This window comes from Ferdinandcohnia sp. QZ13, assembly GCF_031324165.1.
In the GTDB taxonomy this organism is placed as follows: domain Bacteria; phylum Bacillota; class Bacilli; order Bacillales; family Bacillaceae_L; genus Ferdinandcohnia.
Genome location: NZ_JAVIVW010000015.1, coordinates 1,723,145 through 1,748,326, shown reverse-complemented (window position 1 = coordinate 1,748,326; position 25,182 = coordinate 1,723,145). Strand labels below are relative to the sequence as shown.

Below are 25,182 nucleotides of genomic sequence, written 5' to 3'. Positions count from 1 at the left end.
ATGAAGCCAGTGATTGGAATTACAATGGGAGATGCAGCAGGAATTGGACCAGAAATAATTGTAAAGGCCCTAACTCATGAAGAAATTTATCAAAATTGCCGCCCACTCGTGATTGGTGATGCAAAAATTTTAGAGCGAGTACAGCCAATTGTTCATTCAAATGCAAAAATAAATCTTATTAACGACCCTGAGGAAGCTAAATTTGAATTAGGTACAATAGATGTAATTGATTTAAACATTATTCCTGAGGATTTACCATTTGGACAAGTGTCTCCAGTTGCGGGAGATGCAGCGTTTCAATTTATTGCAAAAGCTGTTGAACTTGCAAAAGATAAAAAGATTGATTCTATTTGTACAGCGCCATTGAATAAAGAGGCGTTACACAAGGGCGGCCATATGTACCCAGGACATACAGAAATTTTGGCAGATTTAACAGGTACAGAAGATTTTTCAATGATGTTAACAACACCGAATCTAAAAGTAATTCATTTAACTACACATATAGGATTAATTGATGCGATTAACAGTATTAATCCAGAGAGAACCTATAAAGTAGTAAAATTAGCACATGAGACTCTTTCAAGAGCAGGATTTGACGATCCAAAGATCGCTGTTTGTGGAATTAACCCACATGCTGGGGAGAATGGTTTATTTGGATATGGTGAAGAAGAGGAAAAACTACAACCAGGTATTGAGCGTGCGCAAGCAGAAGGAATAAATGTAACTGGACCGCTACCTGCTGATACTCTTTTCTTTAGAGCAGGCAGAGGGGATTTTGATATCGTGGTTGCATGTTATCATGACCAAGGACATGCACCAATTAAAGTAATGGGAATTGAAAGTGGCGTAAACATTACGGTTGGGCTAAAGGGTGGAATAATCCGAACTTCGGTGGACCACGGTACCGCTTTTGATATTGCAGGCAAAAACATTGCCGATGAGCAAAGCATGATCGCAGCAATTAATTCAGCAATTGAATTAGCTCCAAAAAGATAATTGAGTAGAAAACATGATTGAAGCTAGGAGATTCATTTCCTAGCTTTTTTTGTTTGTAATCTATTCGACAAGTCTTACATGAAACTTCTTATAGTTTTTTTACGTCCCATATTATGGGTATTTTCTGAAAATAACATATATGGTAGTCTATAGGTACGTATTCCTATTTTTTACAATTGGTAATCTGGTAAGGGGGGATTTGGTTGCTTAAAAGAATAAGAGTGTTTAGTGGGCGGGATTTCATTTCGATTCTCTATTTCGGCCTTGTTGTTCTTGGAATTGCATATTTTTTAGGGAATGGGGATATTGTGAAGTTTTTCTCAACGATAAAAACGATGCTACCTGTTTCTGAGAGCTGGAACACGATCAAGCAATTAATTAGCAATCTACAAACCGAAGGAAGTCTTGGTGCAACAAAAAATAAGGAGCCGTATGAAGGGATCGTCCTTGAATATTTCCCACGAAGTTTATCAGTTATTGCAACAGCTTTATTGTTAGCGATTTCTTTAGGGATAGCAAAGGGGATCTTTGATTATCGAAATCGTTATACATACCTGAATTTTTTAGGAACAGGGGTAACCTCGGTCCTCAATTCTTTACCAGATTTTTTTATGATTATCGTTCTACAATGGGTGATTATGATTCACTTTAATTTTATTGACGTTTTTGGTCATGACCAGTGGTTTAACTTTATTTTTCCGGGGATTCTTGTATCTCTGTACCCCATGATGTATTTTGCTAGAATTACGTTTACAGCCCTTGCGAGTGAGGATGGGGAGATGTATATCCAATATGCTCGCGCGAAAGGATTAACTCAGAGGCTTGTTATACATAAGCATATCCTGAAAAAATGCATGCGCTCAATCTTACAGCATATTGGTGTTGTCATGACGTATGTCGTTTCCAATCTATTAATTGTTGAGTGGCTGATGGCATATAAGGGTGCTGCTTGGCGAATGATGCTATCGATTAATCGGTTGAATTTATCAATTCCACTAAGCCAACCCTATGCAGATTATCCGGAAATAGGTTTAATTGTAGAAATTTCTTTCTGCTTTGTCTTGCTTCTATTAATCACCCAAATCGTTAGTGTAATTTGGCAAAACAAGTACGAAATAGAGAAGCGTAACATTTGGGTCCGAATCACAAAAGTGATTGTCCAATATGCCTTTATTTGGATTTTTGTACTTTTTATTATTTCTTACTTAAAGGTAGGATACTAGGAAGGAGGAGCGCTTATGAAAAATTGGTCGCTTTGGACAGGTTTCGTACTTTTTGGACTCATGTTATTTATTAGCTTTGTTGGACCACAGTTTTCGTTTATTGAGCACACTCCTCCCGAGCATAGAATGAGGTTTTACGATGGAGGTGAACTTGGAAGGGCACCATTCCCACCTTCAAAAGAAGATCCACTTGGAACAGATCGTGAAGCAAGGGACATCTTAAGCATGCTTATTCTTGGAGCAAAGGACACGCTAAAAGTTATCGTGTTAATCACCTTGATTCGCTACATTATTGCGATTCCAATGGCTTTTTTGGCCTCCACGAAAAAAGGTCTTGCTTACATGGTTTCCAATGGTTGGTATTCCTTGTTTGGAAGTATCCCCACGATTTTCGCAGCGATTTTACTATTGGAAATTTTCCAGACAAACGGGCTTGAAAATGCTGTGTATTGGAATGTCCTATTATTAGCGCTCATCGAAGTCGGAAGGGTTAGCTATATTTTTGCTCATGAAATTTACGAGGTGTCTCAAAAAGAGTTTGTCCAAGCAAGCATGACGGTGGGGAGTACCCCGTTTCAATTATCATTGATGCATTATCTGCCCACCGTTGCCCAGAGTTTGGTCGTCAACTTTTTTAATGATTTGGCAAGGGTCACTTTATTATTAGGACAGCTGGCAATATTCCAATACTTTATTGAGCATGCGATTGAATTTATTCCAGGTGGTGGGGTTTTTCATGATGAATCTGGATATAACTCTTTAACCGGACTGTTTACCTGGCCAGGGTTATTGTCGGCGGCACGATATGAGGTAATGAAAGCTTTGTGGATTCCGTTATTCCCAGCGATTGCCCTAACGTTACTCCTCCTAACATTCCAATTGCTAAGTGAAGGCTTTAGGAAGTTGTTTGAAAGGCAGATGTCGAGTGGGAAAAATAGGGTCATGCACCGAGTGGCTGAACGAGTAGGCGAGGCGTTGGTTGCAAGTAAAATGGTAGGTGTAATAACACTGGTTGTGTTTGTGGTAGCTATAAGCGCTATGATTGTAACCGGTACTATGAAACATTCAACTGAAGCAGATGCGCCAGCTTTAGAAGAGATAGAAGTAGTAGAGGAAGAAGAAATCAATGAAGATGACCCATTTGGTGATGGGATGTATACCTTTTACAATGAAACTCTTGAGGCAAAGACTATAGCAACCACAACAAAAGGTGGGTATTATGATAAGCTAGAATTCCTTGAGTTCCAGATGGCGAAAAAAACAGATCGAGATTTTGAGACGGACACATTAACACTGAGGTGCAGAACAATTGGAACGGGAAGATGTGAGAAACCCATGATTACATTTAAAGAACCAGTTTCAACAGTGGAGGAAGCCTACCAGTTAATCCTCGACCATTTGCCAACTGATGCTACGATAAAAAATGAATGGCACAAAAATGAAAGTGAATACATTTATAATGTAACAAGTCCCATGTTGAAAAACAGCTATCATTGGATAAACAAAGACTATGGTTTAGGTGAACTGGCAGTAATTATGCACATAACAGCGGAAAAGGTAGTCGAACAAGTCGAAATCGAAGTCGGCTACCGATAACAGATTCAAACCCCTGAACTGTTGGTTATACAAACAGTCAGGGGTTCCTCTAATTTATTCCGCCAACTTCTCCAAATTACCATTTCGGTCCATTTTAAAAGTAGTAGCAGGACGTTCTTCCTCTTCGAATAAGACAAGTTTTCGTGCGCGATTCATGATTTTCATTAATGTTTCGTAGTCCTCTTGAATGTTCGCTGAGTTTTGCTCAAGTTGAGTAATCTTCTTTTGTAGTTCTTCATTTTTAAGAAGTATCTCATTCTTTTCATTTTTCAATCTCTCATTCTCAGATTTCAGTGCTTCAATTCCGAGACTTGAATTACCTAAGGACTGAAGGTAGGAAATCACGGAATCCAATGTCAATGTTGGTCGAGGAGAAGAATATTTTGGCATCTTCACTTCCTGACGAACACTGGTAGATTCAGATGTAAATAGCGGAAACTCGTCCGCAAATTCTTCTAGACTTGGTGTTGGTGGTGTATACAAAAGTTGTTTCTTCACTGGTTGATTCTTACCAAGTGCACGTTGGCGTTGTTTGCGGTGCTTTTTCGCAAGTTGAAGATCCTTCTCATAGCTATGGCGCACAACGGCGTTCCAGCGGAAACCGCATGCGGCAGAAGTACGATTTAATCGGTCACCAACCTCTTCAAAAGCGTTTAATTGAGTACTACCCTCTCTAACGTGTTTTAATACAGTCTCAGCTAATAAGAGGTCATTTTCCTCTGTCCAAGCGTCTTGTCTTTCCTTCATATTGATTCATCTCCCAATATATATGTTTATATTTGCGTTAGGTTATTACATATATTGGTCAATTGTTTCAAACTTTATACCAAAATCATAAAAAGGATAATAGATTAATTTACTTAAAAATATTTTAATATCGCAAACTCTTACTTGTGGAGATTTTTTGAAACTTATTTTGTTCCCTTGCAAATACTGTAGGGGAGGAGTAAAATACCGTTTAGTGTATAAAAATAGCTAAATCGACATGCTTAAACATGATCGATTCACATATGGAACCATTTAGAATTTACAAGATGAAAGGATTGTACGCAAAATGGCAAACGAATTTCGCATTTGTGATGATTGCCAGGCAACCAATATCAAAACCTTAGTGCCACGCTTAAAAGAAGTCGATGGAGAAGCAACGATTGACATCGGCTGCCAATCATACTGTGGTCCAGGTAGAAAAAAATCATTCGCATTTGTTAACAATCGTCCTTTATCAGCTCCAACAGAAGACGAATTAATCGAAAAGATTGAAAAGAAGCTGAAAAAGGACTAATATCGCCTTTCTCTCTTAAAGAGAAAAGGTGATTTTTTATGCTCCGCAAACAGGAGATTCCAAGTCCTTCCTCGAAACTTTTATTCATGTCGAAAAATTTTCCAACCATTGATATGACTTGGTTAAGCCGTTTTTTGGTGAATTTTAGGTTTTTTTGTCAGAAATAAATAGATATAATAGTAGCATGCCAGTATGGAAGAGGTTGAATACATGACAAATTCCAATGGGAAATTAAGTGAAGAAAAGGTTTTTAAAGACCCTGTACATAGCTACGTACATGTTCAGGATCGAGTGATTTGGGAGCTCGTGGCAACAGCAGAGTTTCAAAGACTACGACGAATTCGCCAATTAGGGACAACCTATTTTACCTTTCACGGGGCGGAGCATAGTCGTTTCAACCACTCATTAGGTGTATATGAAATTGTAAGAAGAATTATTGATGATGTGTTTCGTGATCGATCCTTTTTAAATGAAGAGGAGCGCTTGTTGTGCCTCTGCGCAGCTCTTTTACATGACCTTGGCCATGGGCCATTTTCACATTCGTTTGAAAAAGTATTCCATTATGATCATGAGGAATTTACACAGGCAATCATTGTCGGGGATACTGAGGTAAATCGAGTCCTTAAGCAAGTTGGGGATGATTTTCCGAAAAAAGTGGCTGAAGTGATTGCAAAAACATATAAAAATAAATTAGTTGTGAGCCTCATCTCCAGTCAAATTGACGCAGACCGTATGGATTATTTATTACGTGACGCATATTATACAGGCGTTAGCTATGGAAACTTTGACATGGAGCGGATTTTGCGTGTGATGCGACCACTCGAAGACCAGGTCGTTTTTAAAAGCAGTGGGATGCATGCGGTTGAAGATTACATCATGAGCCGATACCAAATGTATTGGCAGATCTATTTCCATCCTGTCACACGGAGTGCAGAGGTCATTTTATCGAAAATTCTCCATCGTGCTAAACAGCTGTATAAGGAAAACTACGCATTTCAAACGGCCCCAGTCCATTTTATATCCATTTTCGAAGATACGCTAACACTAAAGGATTATGTGAAGCTTGATGAAGGAATTATCTCTTTCTATTTCCAAGTTTGGCAGGACGAGGATGATGCGATTTTAAGTGATCTGTGCCGTCGTTTTCTTAATCGCAATCTGTTTAAATATGTGGAGTTTGATCCAAGTACACAAATGATGAAGATGATGGAGCTCAGAACGCTTTTTGAGGAAGCGGGGATTGACCCGACTTATTATTTAGTCGTCGATTCATCCTCTGATTTACCGTATGATTTTTATCGGCCGGGTGAGGAAGAGGAGCGACTTCCAATTAACCTTTTAATGCCTAATGGCGAGATTCGCGAGTTATCAAGGCAGTCAGAAATTGTGGATGCCATTTCCGGTAAAAGGCGAACCGATCATAAACTTTATTTTCCACAAGATTTGATTGAAACATTACCAGAAACATTCAAAGAGAAGATAAAAGCGGTACTAGGTATATAAGTTTGGGTGAGGAGATGAAGGGGTTTTGTTAACAGAACATGCAAAAGTAATGAAGGCATTCGCTGCTGCAGGGGAAATCACAGGTCGGAAAAAGCTACAAAAAATGATTTATATCGCGAAAAAGATTGATTATCCGTTTTATGAAAAGTACAACTTCCATTTTTACGGACCATACTCAGAGGAGCTAACGTTACGTGTGGAGGAGCTTTGTAACCTTGGATTTTTAGATGAGGTGAAAGAGAAAAAGGGTGGCTATTATCAGTATCGGTATTCATTAACTGAAAAAGGCGAGCAATTTTTAGGGCACTATCAGTTGGACATGCCACCATTAGATGACTGTATGCAAACCTTAAATAGTCAGTCTGCACGCTTTTTAGAGCTGGTGTCCACCGTTTTATACTTCGAGGGACTGGATAAGGAAGAAGTCAAAGAAAAGGTATTTACGCTTAAAGCAAAACAACGCTATACAGAGGAAGAAATTGACGAAGCCTATCAATATATTGATTCTCTTCGCGATCTTGTAAAGCATTAAACGAAAACTCGGCAGGTATAAATCCTGCCGAGTTTTTTTATTAGTGTGGTAAGAAGGCAAGCTGGTAGAAGAACAATACAGCAAATAAATAAACGAGTGGGTGTACTTCTCTCCACTTTCCTCTGACAACCTTCATCAATGGGTAAGAAATAAATCCTAATGCAATCCCAGTCGCGATACTAGATGTAAGTGGCATGCTTAGTATGATTAAAAATGCGGGAAAGGCTTCATCAATCTCATTCCACTTAATATCCTTGATGCTCCCCATCATTAAAGATCCTACAATGATTAAGGTAGGGGCTGTAATGGCCGCAATTCCAGAAACGGCACTCACTAACGGTCCAAAAAAGGCAGCTAGAATAAAGAGTCCTGCAACAGTAACCGAGGTTAAACCTGTTCTTCCACCTGCAGCCACCCCTGTTGAAGATTCAATATATGCACTAGTCGGGCTTGTTCCAAACATCGCTCCAACCGTTGTACCAACTGAATCCGCAAGTAGTGCCTGTCTAGCACGTGGCATGACATTTCCTTTCATAAGCCCAGCTTGCTCGGCAACTCCGATCATCGTACCTGTTGTGTCAAAAATGGTAACAAGTAAGAAAGAGAAGACAACAGCATATAGCCCGTACTGAATCACATCACCTATAGCAGTTAAAGGGTTTGCGATAATTAAACCTTCAGGAAGTGACGGTGTATTTACCAACCCTTCTTTAAATTCAAGCTGACCAGTAAAGTAAGCAATAATAGCAGTGATGATCATTCCGAAAAATAACGCACCATTTATGTTACGTGCCATGAGAATGAGGGTAATCGCCAATCCCACAAGCGCCAAAATGACCGATGGAGAGTGTAAATCACCTAGAGTCACTAAATTTGTTGGGTGTGCGGTAATAATTCCAGTAAGCCGAAGACCGATAAAGGCAATAAATAACCCAATTCCTGCGGTGATTCCGTGCTTTAGGTTTGGTGGAATGGCTTCAATTAACTTTTCGCGAAACGGCGTTAACGACAATATCACAAAAATGATACCTGCCACAAATACAGCGGCAAATGCCGTTTGGTAGGTAATATTTTCATTGGCACCAACAACGGAATAAGCAAAAAAGGCATTCAAGCCCATTCCTGGAGCAATCGCAATTGGATAATTTGCAAACAGTGCCATCCAAAGTGTTCCAACAACAGTTGCAATGATGGTTGCTAAAAATACTTGCTCAAACGGAACACCTGCATCTGATAAAATAACGGGGTTAACGACAACAACATATACCATTGTTAAGAAGGTCGTAATCCCGGCAAGAACCTCTTTTTTTACAGTTGTATTTAATTCTGATAACTTAAACATAGTTGTGTACCTCCAAAAGGCGAACAATTTTAAAAATCCTTTTCTATAATATTCGTTTTTGTTTAAGACTGCAAGACCTAATTAAAATTGTTTGTGGCTGTTTTCGTAAACATTGTTGTTTTTGGATATGATTGTGCGAAAGGAATAGTAAGTATTGTTCTTCCTGTGATTTCAGCGAATGGTACGAGATCCTCGAAAATGCACGCATTTTCTTCGTGCGGTGAAATTTCAAGGAAGCAAATTCAACGTCCAGCGGGAATAGCGAGCCAAGCGAGACCAATTAATGTTCGAAGCCCAAGAGCGCCACGTCCTGTGGCAACGGCTTCGTGACCTACATCGTGTAGGCCTGAGGAGGCTTGCGGATCGCCCGCGGAAAGCGAGTACCAGGAGCGGAAATCACCCTGTGTTTTAGAAACAATAATCTTTTAAAAAAGAGCCATTGTTTTTGACTCTCTTCTAGTAAAAGTTCAATAATGTCAACAATTTTATAGTGTCACCTTTAAATGTTAAGAAATAGGGTTTGTTTTCATCGTCAAACACCATTAAATAGGGACTCTCTTGATCAGTAAAAATAAGCGTTACTTCATCTACAAGGTCATCAAACCATTGAGTTCTTACCATTATAGTAGGTTCTAAAGGAATTCTTATCATTAAACCTGTATTCGGAATCGGATTGTATTTAACATATACACCGTTTATGCCTTTGAGAATGTACTCAACTTCTTGTTGGATATCTGTACTTACTGGTAAGTGTTTTATAACCATATCTTGGTTGATATCAAAAATTTGTATTTCCTGGGTTTGGGCCAGAACATTTGTTGAAAACAGTAGAAAAATAAAGATATGAAGCAATACACTTTTTAACATTTGGACCACCTCTTATGTATTGTTCCCAAAAACAAGTCAGTATTTGTATTTTTGGAAAAGTGAAACTTTTCCTTAACATTATTCGTAAATACTAATATGACTGGGGGGATAGAGCGTGTTGCAAAGAATTGATAAAGCATATTGGGTAGTTTTATTAATCATCAGTATAATCGTAGGCGTGATAGTTGGCTTTATAGGTCCAACCATATTCCATCACATATTCTTTAAAAATGGTGACACCTTTTTAGTTTTAACCCCATCCATTTCAAATATCTTCATGTTTATTGCAGTTGGCTTTTTTATTTTGTTTTGTATTGGAATGATAGTTGAAAATAAAAAATGGAATTATGTTGGTATACTATTTTTAGTATGTTCAATTGCAATGGGGTATTACGCTAGTTTTGGAAATTATACGCTTATCTCAAATAACGAGATTACCATTAAGAAGTCAATGTCCGAAAAAGTTTATAAATGGGATGAAATTAAAGAAGTTGCCTATATCAATGAAACCGAGGAACCCGTTAAAAGGATCCATCTGATTTTGGAAAATGGTAAAGAGGAAACACTAGAAATAAATAGACAATATGTTCAAGAACTCAATAAAATACAACAGAAGTTTATTCAGAATGATATTATGTTTTATAAGTAACGCAAAAAGGAGGAAATAAACGTGAAACAGGAGCTGTCATCAGAACAACGTGAACAATTAGTAAAAGTACTAAAAGCTCGTTTTGAGAAAAATCCAAACCGTCATGAAGGGCTTGAATGGGCAAAAATCGAAGCGAAGTTAGAGGCTAATCCTGAGAAACTGTGGTCGCTCAATGAGATGGAGAAAACTGAAGGCGAGCCAGATGTTGTGGGTTATGATGAAAAGAAGGACGAATACATATTTGTTGATTGTTCAGCAGAAAGCCCTAAAGGTCGCAGAAGTGTATGTTACGACCGAGCAGCACTGGAATCTAGAAAGAAATTCCCACCCGAAAATAGTGCGATGGATTTGGCAAACGAAATGGGCATTGAGATGTTAACGGAAGCACAATACCGTGCATTGCAGGAGCTTGGTCAATATGATTTGAAGTCATCAAGTTGGGTTCAAACCCCAGATAATATAAGAAAACTTGGTGGGGCCATCTTTTGTGATCGTCGTTATGACACTGTTTTTGTATATCATAATGGGGCAGATTCTTACTATGCCGCGAGAGGGTTTCGGGGTTCACTTAGGGTCTAAAAATAGGAGGATTGTTCATGATTTGGACAATCCTCCTTTTTGCATTTTTAATGATGGGCCTTTTCTAAAGCTAGTTTGATTCCAAAACCAATTAGGATAGCACCTGTGATTCCCTCAATCATATTTTGGGTTTTCGGTTTTTTCATGAACGTACTAATCTGGTTGAGTAAATAGACATAAAGGAAAAACCAAATGGCAGTCAATACTGTATAGGTGAACCCCATGATAAGAAATGGTAAAAAGGTATCGCTCCCAGCGTCCACGAATTGAGGTAAAAAAGTTAAGAAAAAGACAGCGACTTTAGGATTTAAGAGATTGGTTAGAAATCCTTGTTTAAAACAGGATTTGTTTTCAAACTGGCTTGCTGTGTTCATCTCCACGCTTGCAGCTACTTCCTTTTTCCGCAAAGCCCATAATGTTTTAACCCCTAGATAGATCAAATAGATAGCCCCAACGTATTTAAATACAGAAAATAATAAAGCCGACTTCACAATGATCGCTGATAATCCGAATACAGCTGCAGAAGTATGGATAAGAAGAGCGCAACAAGTTCCTAAAGCGGTTTTAAGCCCCCCAACTCTTCCAACAGTGAGAGTGTTTTTCGTAGCAATGGCAGTATCGGGACCAGGTAAAATAATAAGCAACACACACATAAAGACAAACAGATAAAAGTTCTCCACTTTATGCATCCCCTTGGCTTTTAATAGATAATTCATATTCTGTATTATATATAACTGGTGTTGTTAATTGAACATAATTTTTTGTAAAGTAAAACCCGGGGTTCGCTACCACGGGTTTTACACTTTCTATTCTTGGTCGCTTAAACGTTTGCCAGCTACTGCGTAGTGATTTTTAGTCATTTCCTCAATGAAAACTACAACTTTATCGACAGAGGCTCCTGTCGTTTCAGTTACAGCTGCAGTTACTTTTTCAACGAGCGCTTTTTTTTGTTCTTCAGTGCGTCCTTCTAGCATTTTAACTGTTACGTATGGCACAATGAATCTCTCCAATCTATGTTTTATAATGCTTTAAGAGTATTGTATACTGAAAATAATTACTTTTCTAGAAGAAGGGGAAATTTAGTGGAACAATTCAGTCGATTTTTAGCGTTTGATTTATCTTTGATACCATATGTAGTCATTACTCTACTCGTAGCATTTACCGTGCATGAATTCGCACATGCCTATGTCGCATACAAGTTTGGTGATGATACGGCAAAAAAGCAGGGGAGATTGACGTTAAACCCCATTGCTCATTTAGATCCATTTGGAACGATCCTTATTTTTCTAGCAGGATTTGGTTGGGCACGTCCTGTACCTGTAAATCGATTTTATTTTAAAAAGCCACGGCTTGCAGGAATTCTAGTCTCGCTAGCAGGTCCGTTAAGTAACCTTGTTGTTGCAGCACTAGCTTTACTCATTTACATCGTCCTTATTCGAGTAGGGGTGTTTGCTGCCATTCCAGAAGCAGCAGGAGAAGGTTTTGAAACGTTCTTTAACCTTTTTGTACGCCTAAACATTGTGCTTTTCATTTTTAATCTATTGCCGTTTCCGCCACTTGATGGATACCGTATCATTGAAGATCTTGTACCAGCACGGATTCGCCCTAGATTGACGCAGTATGAGGGCCTTGGAATTGTATTATTTCTTGTGCTTGTCATTACACCACTTGGCGAACGATTTTTGTTTCCGTTTCTTTATAAAGGAGTTTACGCCATCACGGGTATTTTGGTTGCGATTTTCAGACCAATCCTGCAATTATAAATTCAGGCACTCATATGATAAAATGGTTGGTAACGAGTAAAAGAGGATGTTCAAAAAGTCCGGTAAAAATGACACGTCTGTAGAGGAACTTCGACTAAGTACTGACACGTCCTGTGTCAAACGTCGAAGTCACCACTTCCTGTGGAAGTTCGTTGGCTAGCTTTTCCGTTGCTCACGTATTTAAAATGCATACGTTCCGCTACTCAAAGCTACGCCGCCTCGAACTTTCGACGCACAGGATGTGCTAGTGCAGGCTACGCCACAGGACGTGGCGTTTGTAGCCGGCGTGGCCTTTTTATCCTCCTTTTTGAACACTTAGTAAAAGGAGAAAGGTGGATGTATGGTGGATCAAAATAAGAAAAAGGTTGCTTTTAATATCATTAAAAATGATCCAACAGATGGTCACAAAGGATATGGGATAGGGGCACTTAGCCTTGAAAATATTTCACCTGTATTCATTGATATAGAAAATGAAGATGTTTTCGTGGATGTCGGCGCGATGCATGCTAGAAGTGTCGTTGAAAAAGGGATTAAATTTCTTCCGAATAAAGAAGACGTTCCAAATGGTAAGCCATTTTGGTTAGTTTGGGTTACGATTGACCGAAAGGAAGAAGGACCTTATTACGCGGGAGTCACAGCTTGTGAAATGACAGTTGACCGCTCAATTCGCCGTGGCTACAAATCATTACCAGAGCATGTGAACAAAATGGATAAATCATTAAAACGCCACATCATGGTTGATTTTATGGACAATAAATCCAAAAAGCTATTAGTGGACTTCTTAATCAACCATAACAAAGAAATTTGGGATAACTCAAGTGACGAGTTAAAAGAGGGGCTAAGGGTCGAATAAGGCTCTTTTAATTGTGACATTTTGGTGAACAAACGTACTTTAGCTTGAGCTTTTTTAATAAAATAAAGTACACTAAATTTACAATGTACACACATTGAAACTAGGACACAGAAACCCCCAGGACCTACACATCCTGGGGGTTTCGCTTTTTGGTTATTCTAAATGTGTCTTCGCATATTTACCTATCTGATTTTTTTAGGTTCACAGGAGGTTGCGACTCCTAGACGTACATAAGACCGATGAAGCCCGTTTTGAGTGAATAATCCCTTCAAAACGTTCTTCATAAGTAACCCGCATATCTCCCGTGGGACAAGTGACCTGTCCCCTATGTCCACCATTAAAACCAATCAAACATCCGTTTAAAGAAGCCTTTCTTTTCTTTTTCTTCCTTTTTCTTCGGTTTTTCCTTTTTCACATCTTCCACATTCTTTGAACAATACTCTGTTGGTTCAGTTCCTTTTTTATAATAAGTCAATCTTGAAACAGGGCAATCCTTTGTTGGAAGCAAGCCAGTGTCTGGGTTTACATATACCCCAACAACACCTTCTGTCGGTTTGAATGGCTTGGGTGCAATATCCTGATGGGCTTCCTCCATGAACCCGGCCCAAATATTTTTTGCATATTGGCTTTCTTCGACAATCGTCAGTGGTTCATTATTGTCGTATCCAGTCCAAATGCCGGCGACAAGCTGTGGCGAATATCCAATCATCCAGCTATCTGTTTCCGTTGAACCAGACTTTCCAGCGTAAAAGCGGGTCAGCTTATCGCTAATCGTCGTTCCCGTTACAGCCGTATAATCATTTAATTTTTCATCAAACATACCTGTCATGAGTTGTGTTGTCACAAACGCGAGATCTTCATCAAGCACCTTTTTTGGTTTTAGATTTTTTTCATAGATGACTTCACCTTTATAATTTTCAACTCTCGTGATAAAAATGGGCTTATGGAGTGTACCACCATTATCAAAAGTGGCGTACGCATTGACCATTTCTAGTACACTTACCCCAGAAGTCCCTAACGCAAGTGAAGGGACATCCTTAAGTTTGCTTTTGATTCCCACCTTTTTCGCGGTGTCAACCAATTCACCATCACCAAGGAAAAGATGCGTTTTAACGGCGTATACATTATCGGACAAGGCAATTGCCTGTGCTAACGTAATCGAGTCATTTGCATAGTAATTTTTATAATTTCGCGGTGTATATGTTGATCGATCATCATCATACGAGAATGTCGTGAGTTCACTACGAATTTGGGTGGACGGCGTGTAACCTTTCTCCAGTGCAGCGTAATATAATATGGGCTTAAAGGTTGAACCGGGTTGACGTTTTGCCTGTATGGCCCGGTTAAAAGGGCTCTCCTCGTAATCACGCCCGCCAATTAACGCTCGCACTTCACCATTCTTCGGGTCCATCGCAACAAATCCAAGTTGAATCCCGGAATCTTCTTTTACAAAGTTCACGACTTTTTCCTCCGCAATTTCTTGAAGGTCTGGGTCGAGTGTCGTGTAGACACGTAAGCCGCCCGTTTCAATCATGTCTTGGTCAAGTTTTAATTTAGAGTGCAGCTCTTTTTTTACAACATCCTGAAAATAAGGTGCAATGTCTTCACGTCCAACAACCTTACTTCCAGTAAAAATGAGTTTTTCTGTAAGTGCTTGTTCAGCTGTCTTTTTTGAAATGACACCATTCTCAACCATAGAATGAAGGACAACATTCTGGCGCTGCTTTGCCTTTTCTTCATTTACTAAAGGTGAGTAATGCGTGGGACCTTTTGGTATTCCTGCAAGCATGGATGCTTCAGCGAGTGAAAGTTCGCTGGCCCTTTTTCCAAAGTAGTAATTAGCTGCCGCTTCAATACCATAGACACCATGTCCATAATAGATCGTATTTAAATACCCCTCTAAAATCTCTTCCTTAGAATAATTTTGCTCAAGTCGAATTGTATAAAGGGCTTCGGTGAGTTTTCGATTCCATGTTTTTTCATGTTCTAAAAAAAGGTTTCTGGCGTATTGCTGGGTAATCGTGCTCGCACCTTGTACTTTTGCCATTGCTTTAATATCAGCAAGGACCGCTCCACCAATCCGCTTGTAATCAAAACCATTATGGTCAAAAAAGTTCCGGTCCTCAATCGAAACCGTTGCGTCAATAACAGCCTCTGACATATCATCGAGCGACACCCAATAGCGGGTTTCACCATGATGGCGTTCTTCCCCGATTAATGTTCCATCCTCCGCATAGAACAAGGTCGATAAAGGAACCGCAAGTGGAGGTGCTCCCTGGGTTTTTGCATAGGAAAGCACGCCCAAAATACCCACCGTTACAAGGGCACAACCAATTAGGCCAATAAAAAGACAAGCGCGCAAAATCTTAATTGCAATTTTTAACCGATCATTTGTAATAAGCTCCACCAGGGTTCACCTCTCTTTTTTTCTCTTTTTCTTAGGCATATATCAATCAGTATGAAAAAAAATCTTCCTTTCTAAACATTTATTTGCTAAAAGATGAAAAATTTTCTTGCATTTTCGCTAGTTTCATCTATACTTTTTTCAGTTGAGATAGAAAAGCGGAGGCGACTTGGTCAGAAACGAGAAAACTGGAGACTCCGACTAAGAAGCGCATTTTGCTTCTGTAGGAGGAGTTGAAGTTTCTCGAGTTTCTAGTCGCTGCAGCTAGACAGCGGAAGTACGGGACTAGGGTACATGCCAAGGCAATCCATCAACTTTTGCCTTTAGCGGATTAGGCAAAAACATCAATTTTTTTGAAGGAATAGGGAACGATAAGGGGATAGAATCCCTCAGACTGTTGACAAACGCTCGCATACTGCGTTGCTTGCCTGAAAAGTGTTTTCAAGACAGTCTGAGATGTTAATCAAACAAAGATTTTCTAGGGAAACAGGATATAAACCCCTGAATTTTTCAATCGAAAGGATGTTATAAACATGGAATTATGGTTTACGGAGAAACAAACAAAAAGCTTTGGGATCACAGCAAAAATTAAACAAACCTTACATACAGAACAAACGGAGTTTCAAAAGCTCGATATGATAGAAACTGAGGAATTCGGCAACATGCTTGTTCTTGATGGCATGGTGATGACCACTCAAGTGGACGAGTTTGTTTACCATGAGATGGTGGCGCATGTACCTCTATTTACTCACCCTAATCCTCAGAATGTCCTTGTCGTTGGTGGAGGAGACGGAGGGGTAATCCGTGAAGTGTTAAAGCACCCAAGTGTGAAAAAAGCGACAATAGTTGATATTGATGGAAAAGTAATTGAGTACTCAAAGAAATATCTTCCTGAAATTGCTGGTAAGCTTGAAGACCCACGTGTGGATGTAAAAGTGGATGATGGTTTCATGCATATTGCCAACAGTGAAAATGAGTATGACGTCATCATGGTTGATTCCACTGAGCCTGTAGGTCCAGCGGTAAATCTGTTCACAAAAGGCTTTTATGCAGGAATTTCAAAGGCATTAAAAGAAGACGGCGTATTTGTTGCGCAAACGGACAACCCTTGGTTCACACCAGACTTAATCCGTAACGTTCAACGCGATGTAAAAGAAATCTTCCCAATCACACGTCTTTATCTTGCGAATATCCCAACATACCCAAGTGGTCTATGGACATTCACAATCGGTTCGAAGAAATACGATCCATTAGAGGTAAGCGACGACCGTTTCCATGAGATTGAAACAAAATACTATACAAAAGAAATCCACAAAGCAGCGTTTGTATTGCCTAAATTTGTTGCTGACTTAACGAAATAATTGGGGGGTTTTTTGATGAGATTTGATGAAGCTTATTCTGGAAATGTATTTATCAAAAGCCATCCGAATTTTGAGGAGAGCGAAGCCGTCATTTATGGCATGCCGATGGACTGGACAGTAAGTTATCGTCCGGGTTCACGTTTTGGTCCAGGGCGAATTCGCGAAGTATCAATTGGGCTTGAGGAGTATAGTCCATACCTTGATAAAGAACTAGATGAGGTTAAATATTATGATGCTGGCGATATTCCGTTGCCATTTGGAAATCCACAGCGCAGTCTTGATATGATTGAGGATTTTGTGGATAAGGTACTAGCTGCCGGAAAATATCCACTTGGCATGGGTGGCGAGCATCTCGTATCGTGGCCAGTAATGAAGGCTGTGTATAAAAAGTACCCAGACCTTGCGATTATCCATATGGATGCTCACACAGATTTGCGCGAGAATTATGAGGGGGAGGCACTTTCTCATTCAACGCCGATTCGTAAAATTGCAGAATTGATTGGACCAGAGAATGTCTTTTCATTCGGAATTCGCTCAGGAATGAAGGAAGAGTTCCAATGGGCGAAGGAAAACGGCATGCATATTTCAAAATTTGAAGTACTAGAGCCGTTAAAAAAGGTTCTGCCGAAGCTAGCAGGTCGTCCTGTATACGTAACGATTGATATTGATGTATTGGATCCTGCACACGCACCTGGAACAGGTACGGTGGATGCTGGCGGAATTACGTCGAAGGAATTATTAGGTGCCATTCACGAGATTGCAAAATCCGATATTCGAGTGGTGGGGTCAGACTTGGTAGAGGTTGCGCCAATTTATGATGCATCTGAACAAACCGCGAATACGGCTAGTAAGTTAATTCGTGAAATGATTTTAGGGTGGATCCCAAAAAATAAATAAACAAAAGGTCATGAATTCCAAATAGGAGTCATGACCTTTTTTGCTGATAAAAACTCCTCAAATGGGGAGTTCTTCTAATTTTGACGGAGGTCAAATATTTAATCCTGACTTCCAATTATTATAAAGATATAGAAGGAAAGGGGAGAAATAAAAAATGATCAATTGGATAAATAAACAAAAAACGAAAATAACAGCCGTTTCGGGAGCACTGCTTGTTCTTGCATTGATTTTTCATTTAACAGGACATGACATGTTAAAATCAACGTCGCTTATCCTTGTGACAGTCATTGCAGGAATTCCAATCTTCATTAAAGCCCTTCAAGCATTAAGAATGAAGGCATTCAGTATTGAACTTCTCGTGACGATTGCTGTTATTGGTGCATTGTTTATCAGTGAATTTGTCGAGTCGGCAGTCGTTACCTTTCTCTTTTTATTCGGTGATTATTTAGAAGCACGCACGTTGGAAAAAACACGTACTTCACTAAAAGATTTAGTAGAAATGGCACCACAGGAAGCGGTTGTTGTCCGAGATGGCAGCCAAATCACGATACCGATTGAAGAAGTACTTGTAGGAGACCGTGTGATTATCCGCTCTGGAGGGAAGGTTCCAGTCGATGGCAGAATCGTTTCAGGTCAGGCTTCACTAAATGAAGCAGCGGTTACTGGTGAATCTGTACCGGCTACAAAGAAACTAGAAGACAAGGTATTTAGTGGAACCATCGTCGACAATGGCTATATTGAAATGATTGCAGAGAAAGTGGGAGACGATACGACTTTTGCCAAAATCATCGAACTAGTGGAAGAAGCACAGGAATCTAAATCAAAAACCGAAAAATTCCTTAATAAATTTGCAAATATCTACACACCAGCTGTCGTTGTTTTATCCGTACTTGTCTATCTATTCACTCGAGACATCCATATCGCGATCACCTTCCTTGTCATTGCCTGTCCAGGTGCACTTGTGATTGGAGCTCCGGTATCCAATGTTGCTGGAATCGGGAATGGAGCGAAGAACGGTGTCTTGGTTAAAGGTGGAGAAGTCATGGATATTTTCTCTAAGGTAGACACGCTCGTTTTCGATAAAACAGGAACACTGACGAAAGGGAAACCAGAAGTAACAGACATTAAGACGTTTGGAAACTTTGAAACAAATGAATTATTGCAGCTCGTTGCCCAAGCAGAAACCATTTCTGAGCACCATTTAGGACAAACAATTGTAAAAGAAGCAAAGGTGAGAGAACTAGCTTTAAAGAATGAACCGGAAGATGGCGAAGTCATTAAAGGAAATGGAATTCAAGCAAAGGTGGCTGGTCATGTACTCGCAATCGGAAATCGCAAACTGATGGATTCAGAAGGTATCGAAGTTCCGCAAAACGTTGGAGCCTATGCAATTGTTCAAGAAAAAGCGGGAAACACCGCAATCTTTGCTAGTGTCGATGGCAACATCGCAGGTGTTTTCTCAATCGCCGACCAAATTCGGGAAGATGCGCAAAGAGCACTTGCCCAAATGCGGAAAAATGGCATTAAGAAAATCGTCATGCTGACGGGTGATAACAAACACACCGCAGAGCTTGTCGCTACTACTTTAGGCTTGGATGAATTCCATGCAGAGTTGCTCCCAGAGGATAAAGTAGAATACGTGAAAAAACTAAAAGCAGCAGGTCATGTCGTTGCCATGGCAGGAGACGGGGTCAACGACGCTCCAGCAATCGCAACTGCGGACATCGGACTCGCAATGGGTGAAGGCGGTACAGATATTTCGATGGAAACAGCAGATGTCGTCTTAATGGCAGATAAGCTTATGCAGTTTTCACACGCTTATTCATTATCAAAAGCAACGATCCGTAACATGAAGCAAAACACATTCTTTGCAGTTGGCATTGCCTTTGTACTCTTAACGGGGGTACTCATGGGAACGGTTCACCTAGCATCTGGAATGTTCATTCATGAAGCAAGTGTCCTACTAGTTATCCTGAACGCAATGAGATTAATGGGCTTCAATCGCAAAACCATGAAGAAAGAACATGGCTTGCGAATAGCAACTGCCTAAATTTGACGTAGGTCAAAGAAGGACAAGAAAAATCATTTTACAATAATAATAGAAGGCGGTTTTCGTAAGCTTTGTTGTTTTGGGATATGAGTTTGCGAAGGACAATAGTAATTATTGACCCTTCTGTGATTTCAGCGGATGGTACGAGACTCCTGCGGGAATAGCGAGCCAAGCGAGACCCCGCAGTGAAGCGAGGAGGCTTGCGGATCACCCGCGGAAAGCGAGTGCCAGTAGCAGAAATCACCCTTTGTTTTAATAGAAACAATCTTTTAGAAATTAGCCTAATAGAAAAAGAAAAAAGGAGAGATTGACATGGAAACCATTAAACTACAATTAGAACCACTTACTTGTCCATCATGTATTAAAAAGATCGAAACAAAAGTTGGAAAAATGGAGGGTGTAGAAGAAGCAAAAGTATTATTTAACTCAAGTAAGGTAAAGGCAACATTTAATTCCGAGCAAGTTTCAAAAGGTCAAATAGCTGATACTATTGAAAAACTTGGTTACAAAGTATTACATTAAAGATGAACCGGGCTAGCGACCTTAAAGCTTGTCCGGTTTATTTTTGCGTGACCAAAGCCCATTATAAAATATATTTTAACAATTATGACAATTCTTTTTGCTTAAGTGAATATACTACATTTGAACTAGATGTTTACTTGAAAAAGGAGGAGTATCATGGTTGGGATTCGCTTTTTAAAAATGGCGGCAGTGTATTTTGTGATTGGTGTTCTGATCGGAATGGGTATGTCAATGTCACACTCGTACACCTTAACAGGAGTTCATGTTCATATTAACTTACTTGGTTGGGCATCTATGGGGCTTGCAGGAATTGTCTATTATTTATTCCCACAGGCCGGAGAATCAAAGCTTGGAAAGATCCATTTTTGGCTTCATAATATCGGTTTACCGGTGATGATGATTGGTCTCACGATGTTGTTGCTCGGCAACCCAGCGGTCGAACCGGCCATTGCGGTCGGCGGTACGGTTACAACCCTCGCAATCATCCTTTTTGCTGTTAATATCTTCATGAACGTTAAAGTCACCAAACAATAATACCTTCATAAAATTCACCCCTTACTCGGCATCCGCCGAGTTTTCTATTTTAATTTGAAATCCCCTCACAAAATGCCGTATACTAGTAAAGTTAATGACAAAGTTTAGTGTTCAAAAGGGAGGATGAAAAGGACCAAGAAGTTCAAGGCGCAGTTTTGAGTAACTGAACGTATGCAGTAAATACGTGAGTAACGGAAAAACAAGCCAACGAAGAAATTCGATGTGTCATTTTCACCGGACTTTTTGAACATCCACATATAGGGATGTGTAAAAATGAGTCAAGCAGGAGTACCTATTGACCTCAAATTTGTAACTGAAATTAGAGACGGCAAGCGGAAAGAAAACGTTGCTTTTGACGCAAATGGTCAATACTACATAAAGGGAAACAATACATACTTGCAGTTTGATGAAAAGCAAGAAGCAGGGACGGTTAAAACGGTCATCAAAATCTCAGAAAAAGAGGTTCTCATTCTTCGTTCCGGACAGGTGAAAATGAGGCAAGTTTACCGAAAGAATGAAACCACAACCGGCTCTTTTCAAAATCAGATCGGAACATTTAACCTCACAGCTAAGACGAATAATATCGAATACAAGTGGTACAAAAACTCTCGAAAAGGGATGTTGTTTTTAGCATATGAACTTTCACTTCACGGTGAAAAGTCTGGATTACATAAAATAACCATAACATTTAAGGAGCGAAACTAAATGAATGTTGTTGATCAAGTAAAAGAACGTTTGAAAGCGGAAGTTAAAGACGCAGTTTTAAAGGCTGGACTAGCTACAGAAGAACAAACTCCTGAAGTTGTGTTAGAACTTCCAAAGGATAAAGCGCACGGAGACTATGCGACAAACATGGCAATGCAGCTTGCACGTGTGGCGAAAAAGGCACCTCGTATGATTGCCGAAGACATCGTTGCAAACTTCGACAAATCAAAAGCATCGATTGAAAAAATTGAAATTGCTGGACCAGGCTTTATCAATTTTTATATGAACAATTCCTATTTAACGGACTTAATTCCGACCATTTTAACAGCTGGTGAGGCGTACGGTGAAACATCAGTAGGAAACAAGCAAAAGGTTCAGGTGGAGTTTGTTTCAGCAAACCCAACAGGTGACCTGCACCTTGGACATGCTCGTGGAGCAGCGGTGGGTGATTCGTTAAGTAATATTTTACAAAAAGCGGGCTATGATGTATCCCGCGAATATTACATCAATGATGCTGGTAACCAAATTAACAATTTAGCCAAGTCTGTTGAGGCACGTTATATGCAAGCACATGGCAAGGACGCAGAAATGCCCGAGGACGGCTATCATGGTCAAGATATTGTGGGAATCGGAAAGCAACTTGCCGAAGAATTTGGCGATAAATATGTCAATATGGATGAAAAGGAACGCTTCGATTTTTTCCGAGAATATGGCTTGAAATATGAAATGAAAAAGCTTCAAAAGGATTTAGAAGAATATCGCGTGCGTTTTGATGTATGGTATTCTGAGACTTCTCTTTACCATAACGGAAAAATTGACCGTGCTCTAAATGCGCTGCGTGAAGCAGGTCATATTTATGAAGAGGATGGCGCGACATGGTTCCGTTCCACAACATTTGGAGATGACAAAGACCGTGTTTTAATTAAAAATGACGGCTCATATACGTATTTAACACCGGACATTGCCTACCATCAGGACAAGCTTGAGCGTGGCTTTGAAAAATTAATCAACGTATGGGGTGCCGACCACCATGGCTATATCCCACGTATGAAGGCTGCGATTCAAGCATTAGGCTATGATAAGGACACACTTGAGGTTGAAATCATTCAGCTCGTTCACCTCTTTAAAAATGGCGAAAAAATGAAGATGAGTAAGCGTACAGGAAAAGCTGTTACGATGCGTGAACTTACTGAAGAAGTTGGCTTAGACGCTGTTCGTTACTTCTTTGCGATGAGAAGCTCTGATACACATCTTGATTTTGACCTAGATTTAGCAGTATCCCAATCAAATGAGAATCCTGTGTATTATGCACAGTATGCTCATGCGCGTATTTGCAGCATGCTTCGCTCTGGGGATGAAATGAATATTGCCCTAGACGGAAATTATGCGCTTGAACATATCAATTCTGAAAAAGAAATTGATCTCTTGAAAAAGCTTGGTGAGTTCCCAGCAGCTGTAACAGAAGCAGCTGAAAAGCGGATTCCACATCGCATCACAAATTATGTCAATGAACTAGCAGCGGCACTTCATAGCTTCTACAATGCAGAGAAAGTGCTGGACCAAGACAATTTGGAAAAAACAAAGGCACGTCTTGCGTTAATGAAGGCTGTTCAAATTACGTTACAGAATTCATTAAAATTAATCGGTGTATCTGCACCAGAGAAAATGTAATCTTTTTGCCTGTGGCCCCTACTTTGAGTAGAGGGCCTTTTTGTCCCGCATTAACGGGCAGTAAAACCCCACCTCAAAACTTTAGTTAAAACGAAGACGTTTAGGTAGGGGTAACTGCCCGCAAAAGCCCGATTTAAGGAACAAAGACTTAAATCGCCACGTCCTGTGGCAAAGTCTTTATACCCACATCGTGTAGGTATCAACTAACAACTAGTGGGGGATGAAAAACCCCCACTGATTGAGGTTTCATTTTGAGGGAATAATGAGGGAAAAGGGGAGGGTTCTACAAATGAAAGAAGTTATCATAGCACTCGTAACGGGTGTAATTGTCGGTTTTTTATTTGCTTTATTAAAACTTCCAATCCCAGCACCACCAGCGCTTGCAGGAGTTACTGGAATTATCGGGATTTATTTAGGATTTAAATTATTTCAATGGATAGCGCCACTTATTCAATTTGGACCAAAATGACAGGCACCCGTGCTGCAGCGGGTGCCTGATTTTCGTTTAGTGACAGTATTTTTCTGATAGTGACAGTAAATAGAAATAGCGGCAGTCTTCCGCACCATCAATTTACAAAAAGTGTGAAATCCAGGTTGCAATTTTAATTTTGAACTTTTTCTCCGCCTTAAGTTCATTAATTCGGTCTCGGGTGAGTTCATTTGATGTCGCGAAATCATCTTCCACAACCTTTTTAATCTCTTTAATCACGTTTTTATCATGGATATAACAATTAATTTCATAATTCGAATAAAGACTTCTTTTATCAAAATTGGCCGTACCGATGTCGCAAAGCTTGTCATCAATACAAATGACTTTTGCGTGGTAAAAACCTCGTGTGTACATATTAAACTGAATGCCAAGCTTTGAGAGCTCATCCAAATACGGAACGGAAGCTTCTTTTACGAGAGGATGGTCTGGTTTTTTTGGTAAAAGGATTCGTACTTTTACGTTTCGTTTTACGGCATTGATTAATTCTTTTTTGATTTGGTCGCTTGGTACAAAATAAGGGGATCCTATTATTATTTCCCTTTCAGCTTGTTTGATCATATTGACATAATCGTCCTCAAGATAAGCCCCGTTTGTTGCAATAAGCCTTGTTTGTGAAGGCCCTTTTGGAAGCGGTGGAAAATAGGTTTCGCGATTAGCAACGGCTTCCCTAGTTGAGTGATACCAATCCTCTAAAAACTGTGTCTGTAAGTCTGCGACACCCTCACCGGTCATCCTCAAATGATAATCGCGCCAGAATCCAAATTTCGGGTCCTTGCCAAGATATTCTTTTCCAATATTAAATCCGCCGATATACCCCATTTTTCCGTCAATAACGGTAATTTTCCGATGGTTACGTTCATTGAGTTTGTATAAATAGTATGGGAAGTTAGGTTTGTTGCTATAGGCAAACGAAACGCCTGAGCGGGTCAGACCTTTTTCCATCTCCTTCGTGACCTCATGGGCGCCAACCCAATCCAAAAGCAAACGTACTTTTACACCTTGCTCCGCTTTTTTCTTTAAAAGGGAAACAAATTCCTTGCTGATGTCATCGTTTTTCAAAATATAAAACTGGACATGGATATGTTCGGTCGCATTTTGAATGTCTGAAAAAAGGACGGAGAAGAGCGATTCCCCAGTCGCATATAGAGCGACTTCACTATTTCGCAATGGATACTCATCGTCCACTTGTTTTTTTAAGTGACTTTTTCTTCCGAGACTGTAATCAAGGCGGAGTAACAATAATAGAATGATGATAATAAGGACGATCCAGAAGATAGTTCTTAACAAAATTACCCCTCCTATAGTGGTGTTCACTTAGTTTATACGAAAATTAGCATGATTATTTGAGATTTCAAAAGAAAAA

At 39.8% G+C, this 25,182-nt stretch carries 25 protein-coding genes; 18 read left to right on the top strand and 7 right to left on the bottom strand.

Annotated elements, in window-relative coordinates:
- The 3 genes from pdxA (at window position 1) to RGU12_RS22495 (ending at window position 3,815) form a co-directional block, all read left to right on the top strand.
- Window positions 1-996, top strand: coding sequence for a 4-hydroxythreonine-4-phosphate dehydrogenase PdxA (pdxA, locus tag RGU12_RS22505; protein WP_309538045.1), 996 nt, complete (start codon window positions 1-3; stop codon window positions 994-996).
- A 203-nt stretch (window positions 997-1,199) separates the two neighbouring features.
- A complete protein-coding gene (locus RGU12_RS22500; protein ID WP_309538044.1) occupies window positions 1,200-2,219 on the top strand; it encodes an ABC transporter permease subunit in 1,020 nt (339 codons plus the stop codon).
- 15 nt (window positions 2,220-2,234) lie between these two features.
- Window positions 2,235-3,815, top strand: coding sequence for a hypothetical protein (locus RGU12_RS22495; RefSeq protein ID WP_309538043.1), 1,581 nt, complete (start codon window positions 2,235-2,237; stop codon window positions 3,813-3,815).
- A 54-nt stretch (window positions 3,816-3,869) separates the two neighbouring features.
- On the opposite strand, the gene RGU12_RS22490 is transcribed toward RGU12_RS22495, so the two are convergent.
- The gene (locus RGU12_RS22490; protein ID WP_309538042.1) at window positions 3,870-4,562 is read right to left on the bottom strand and encodes an RsfA family transcriptional regulator; all 693 of its coding nucleotides are present in this window, start codon (window positions 4,560-4,562) and stop codon (window positions 3,870-3,872) included.
- A 307-nt stretch (window positions 4,563-4,869) separates the two neighbouring features.
- Here RGU12_RS22490 and RGU12_RS22485 point away from each other — a divergent pair, with 307 nt between their 5' ends.
- The 3 genes from RGU12_RS22485 (at window position 4,870) to RGU12_RS22475 (ending at window position 7,132) form a co-directional block, all read left to right on the top strand.
- Complete coding sequence (locus RGU12_RS22485; protein WP_309538041.1) at window positions 4,870-5,097, top strand: YuzB family protein; 228 nt, start codon at window positions 4,870-4,872, stop codon at window positions 5,095-5,097.
- Between the two features lie 210 nt (window positions 5,098-5,307).
- The gene (locus RGU12_RS22480) at window positions 5,308-6,600 is read left to right on the top strand and encodes an HD domain-containing protein (protein ID WP_309538040.1); all 1,293 of its coding nucleotides are present in this window, start codon (window positions 5,308-5,310) and stop codon (window positions 6,598-6,600) included.
- A gap of 25 nt (window positions 6,601-6,625) precedes the next feature.
- Window positions 6,626-7,132 (top strand): YwgA family protein, encoded by a 507-nt coding sequence (locus RGU12_RS22475; RefSeq protein ID WP_136381891.1) that lies wholly within the window; start codon window positions 6,626-6,628, stop codon window positions 7,130-7,132.
- 40 nt (window positions 7,133-7,172) lie between these two features.
- Here the strand turns inward: RGU12_RS22475 and RGU12_RS22470 are convergent, their stop codons facing one another.
- Window positions 7,173-8,474, bottom strand: a complete 1,302-nt coding sequence (locus tag RGU12_RS22470; protein WP_309538039.1) for an NCS2 family permease — start codon at window positions 8,472-8,474, stop codon at window positions 7,173-7,175.
- A gap of 456 nt (window positions 8,475-8,930) precedes the next feature.
- Window positions 8,931-9,341, bottom strand: a complete 411-nt coding sequence (locus RGU12_RS22465) for a hypothetical protein (protein WP_309538038.1) — start codon at window positions 9,339-9,341, stop codon at window positions 8,931-8,933.
- Between the two features lie 115 nt (window positions 9,342-9,456).
- Between RGU12_RS22465 and RGU12_RS22460 the strand changes: the two genes are divergently transcribed.
- Entirely contained in the window at window positions 9,457-9,990 is a 534-nt protein-coding gene (locus RGU12_RS22460; protein WP_309538037.1) for a hypothetical protein, read from the top strand.
- 21 nt (window positions 9,991-10,011) lie between these two features.
- Window positions 10,012-10,569, top strand: coding sequence for a DUF4256 domain-containing protein (locus tag RGU12_RS22455; RefSeq protein WP_396232397.1), 558 nt, complete (start codon window positions 10,012-10,014; stop codon window positions 10,567-10,569).
- Window positions 10,570-10,616: 47 nt separating this feature from the next.
- Here the strand turns inward: RGU12_RS22455 and RGU12_RS22450 are convergent, their stop codons facing one another.
- Both RGU12_RS22450 and thmT read right to left on the bottom strand, forming a co-directional pair.
- Window positions 10,617-11,249 (bottom strand): LysE family translocator, encoded by a 633-nt coding sequence (locus RGU12_RS22450; protein WP_309538036.1) that lies wholly within the window; start codon window positions 11,247-11,249, stop codon window positions 10,617-10,619.
- A 126-nt stretch (window positions 11,250-11,375) separates the two neighbouring features.
- Window positions 11,376-11,564: a 2-hydroxymuconate tautomerase gene (thmT, locus tag RGU12_RS22445; RefSeq protein ID WP_136381886.1), complete on the bottom strand. Its 189-nt coding sequence runs from the start codon at window positions 11,562-11,564 to the stop codon at window positions 11,376-11,378.
- 87 nt (window positions 11,565-11,651) lie between these two features.
- Between thmT and RGU12_RS22440 the strand changes: the two genes are divergently transcribed.
- The gene (locus RGU12_RS22440; protein ID WP_309538035.1) at window positions 11,652-12,332 is read left to right on the top strand and encodes a site-2 protease family protein; all 681 of its coding nucleotides are present in this window, start codon (window positions 11,652-11,654) and stop codon (window positions 12,330-12,332) included.
- A 340-nt stretch (window positions 12,333-12,672) separates the two neighbouring features.
- Window positions 12,673-13,185 carry a YwhD family protein gene (locus RGU12_RS22435; protein WP_309538034.1) on the top strand — a complete coding sequence of 171 codons (513 nt, stop codon included), beginning with the start codon at window positions 12,673-12,675 and terminating at the stop codon, window positions 13,183-13,185.
- Between the two features lie 337 nt (window positions 13,186-13,522).
- Here the strand turns inward: RGU12_RS22435 and RGU12_RS22430 are convergent, their stop codons facing one another.
- On the bottom strand, window positions 13,523-15,592 hold the full coding sequence (locus tag RGU12_RS22430) for a transglycosylase domain-containing protein (RefSeq protein WP_309538033.1): 2,070 nt from the start codon (window positions 15,590-15,592) through the stop codon (window positions 13,523-13,525).
- A 530-nt stretch (window positions 15,593-16,122) separates the two neighbouring features.
- Between RGU12_RS22430 and speE the strand changes: the two genes are divergently transcribed.
- The 8 genes from speE (at window position 16,123) to RGU12_RS22390 (ending at window position 23,798) form a co-directional block, all read left to right on the top strand.
- Window positions 16,123-16,950, top strand: a complete 828-nt coding sequence (gene speE, locus RGU12_RS22425; RefSeq protein WP_309538032.1) for a spermidine synthase — start codon at window positions 16,123-16,125, stop codon at window positions 16,948-16,950.
- A 15-nt stretch (window positions 16,951-16,965) separates the two neighbouring features.
- A complete protein-coding gene (gene speB / locus RGU12_RS22420; RefSeq protein WP_309538031.1) occupies window positions 16,966-17,847 on the top strand; it encodes an agmatinase in 882 nt (293 codons plus the stop codon).
- Between the two features lie 154 nt (window positions 17,848-18,001).
- Entirely contained in the window at window positions 18,002-19,897 is a 1,896-nt protein-coding gene (locus RGU12_RS22415; protein ID WP_309538030.1) for a heavy metal translocating P-type ATPase, read from the top strand.
- Between the two features lie 312 nt (window positions 19,898-20,209).
- On the top strand, window positions 20,210-20,419 hold the full coding sequence (locus RGU12_RS22410) for a heavy-metal-associated domain-containing protein (RefSeq protein WP_309538029.1): 210 nt from the start codon (window positions 20,210-20,212) through the stop codon (window positions 20,417-20,419).
- Between the two features lie 156 nt (window positions 20,420-20,575).
- Window positions 20,576-20,953: a cbb3-type cytochrome c oxidase subunit I gene (locus RGU12_RS22405; protein ID WP_116351962.1), complete on the top strand. Its 378-nt coding sequence runs from the start codon at window positions 20,576-20,578 to the stop codon at window positions 20,951-20,953.
- Window positions 20,954-21,226: 273 nt separating this feature from the next.
- Window positions 21,227-21,658, top strand: coding sequence for a YwiB family protein (locus RGU12_RS22400; protein WP_309538028.1), 432 nt, complete (start codon window positions 21,227-21,229; stop codon window positions 21,656-21,658).
- Window positions 21,659-23,329: an arginine--tRNA ligase gene (gene argS, locus RGU12_RS22395; RefSeq protein ID WP_309538027.1), complete on the top strand. Its 1,671-nt coding sequence runs from the start codon at window positions 21,659-21,661 to the stop codon at window positions 23,327-23,329.
- 289 nt (window positions 23,330-23,618) lie between these two features.
- On the top strand, window positions 23,619-23,798 hold the full coding sequence (locus RGU12_RS22390) for a XapX domain-containing protein (RefSeq protein ID WP_309538026.1): 180 nt from the start codon (window positions 23,619-23,621) through the stop codon (window positions 23,796-23,798).
- Between the two features lie 102 nt (window positions 23,799-23,900).
- Here RGU12_RS22390 and cls read toward each other — a convergent pair whose 3' ends face one another.
- Window positions 23,901-25,106, bottom strand: coding sequence for a cardiolipin synthase (gene cls, locus RGU12_RS22385; RefSeq protein ID WP_309538025.1), 1,206 nt, complete (start codon window positions 25,104-25,106; stop codon window positions 23,901-23,903).
- Window positions 25,107-25,182: the final 76 nt, after the last annotated feature.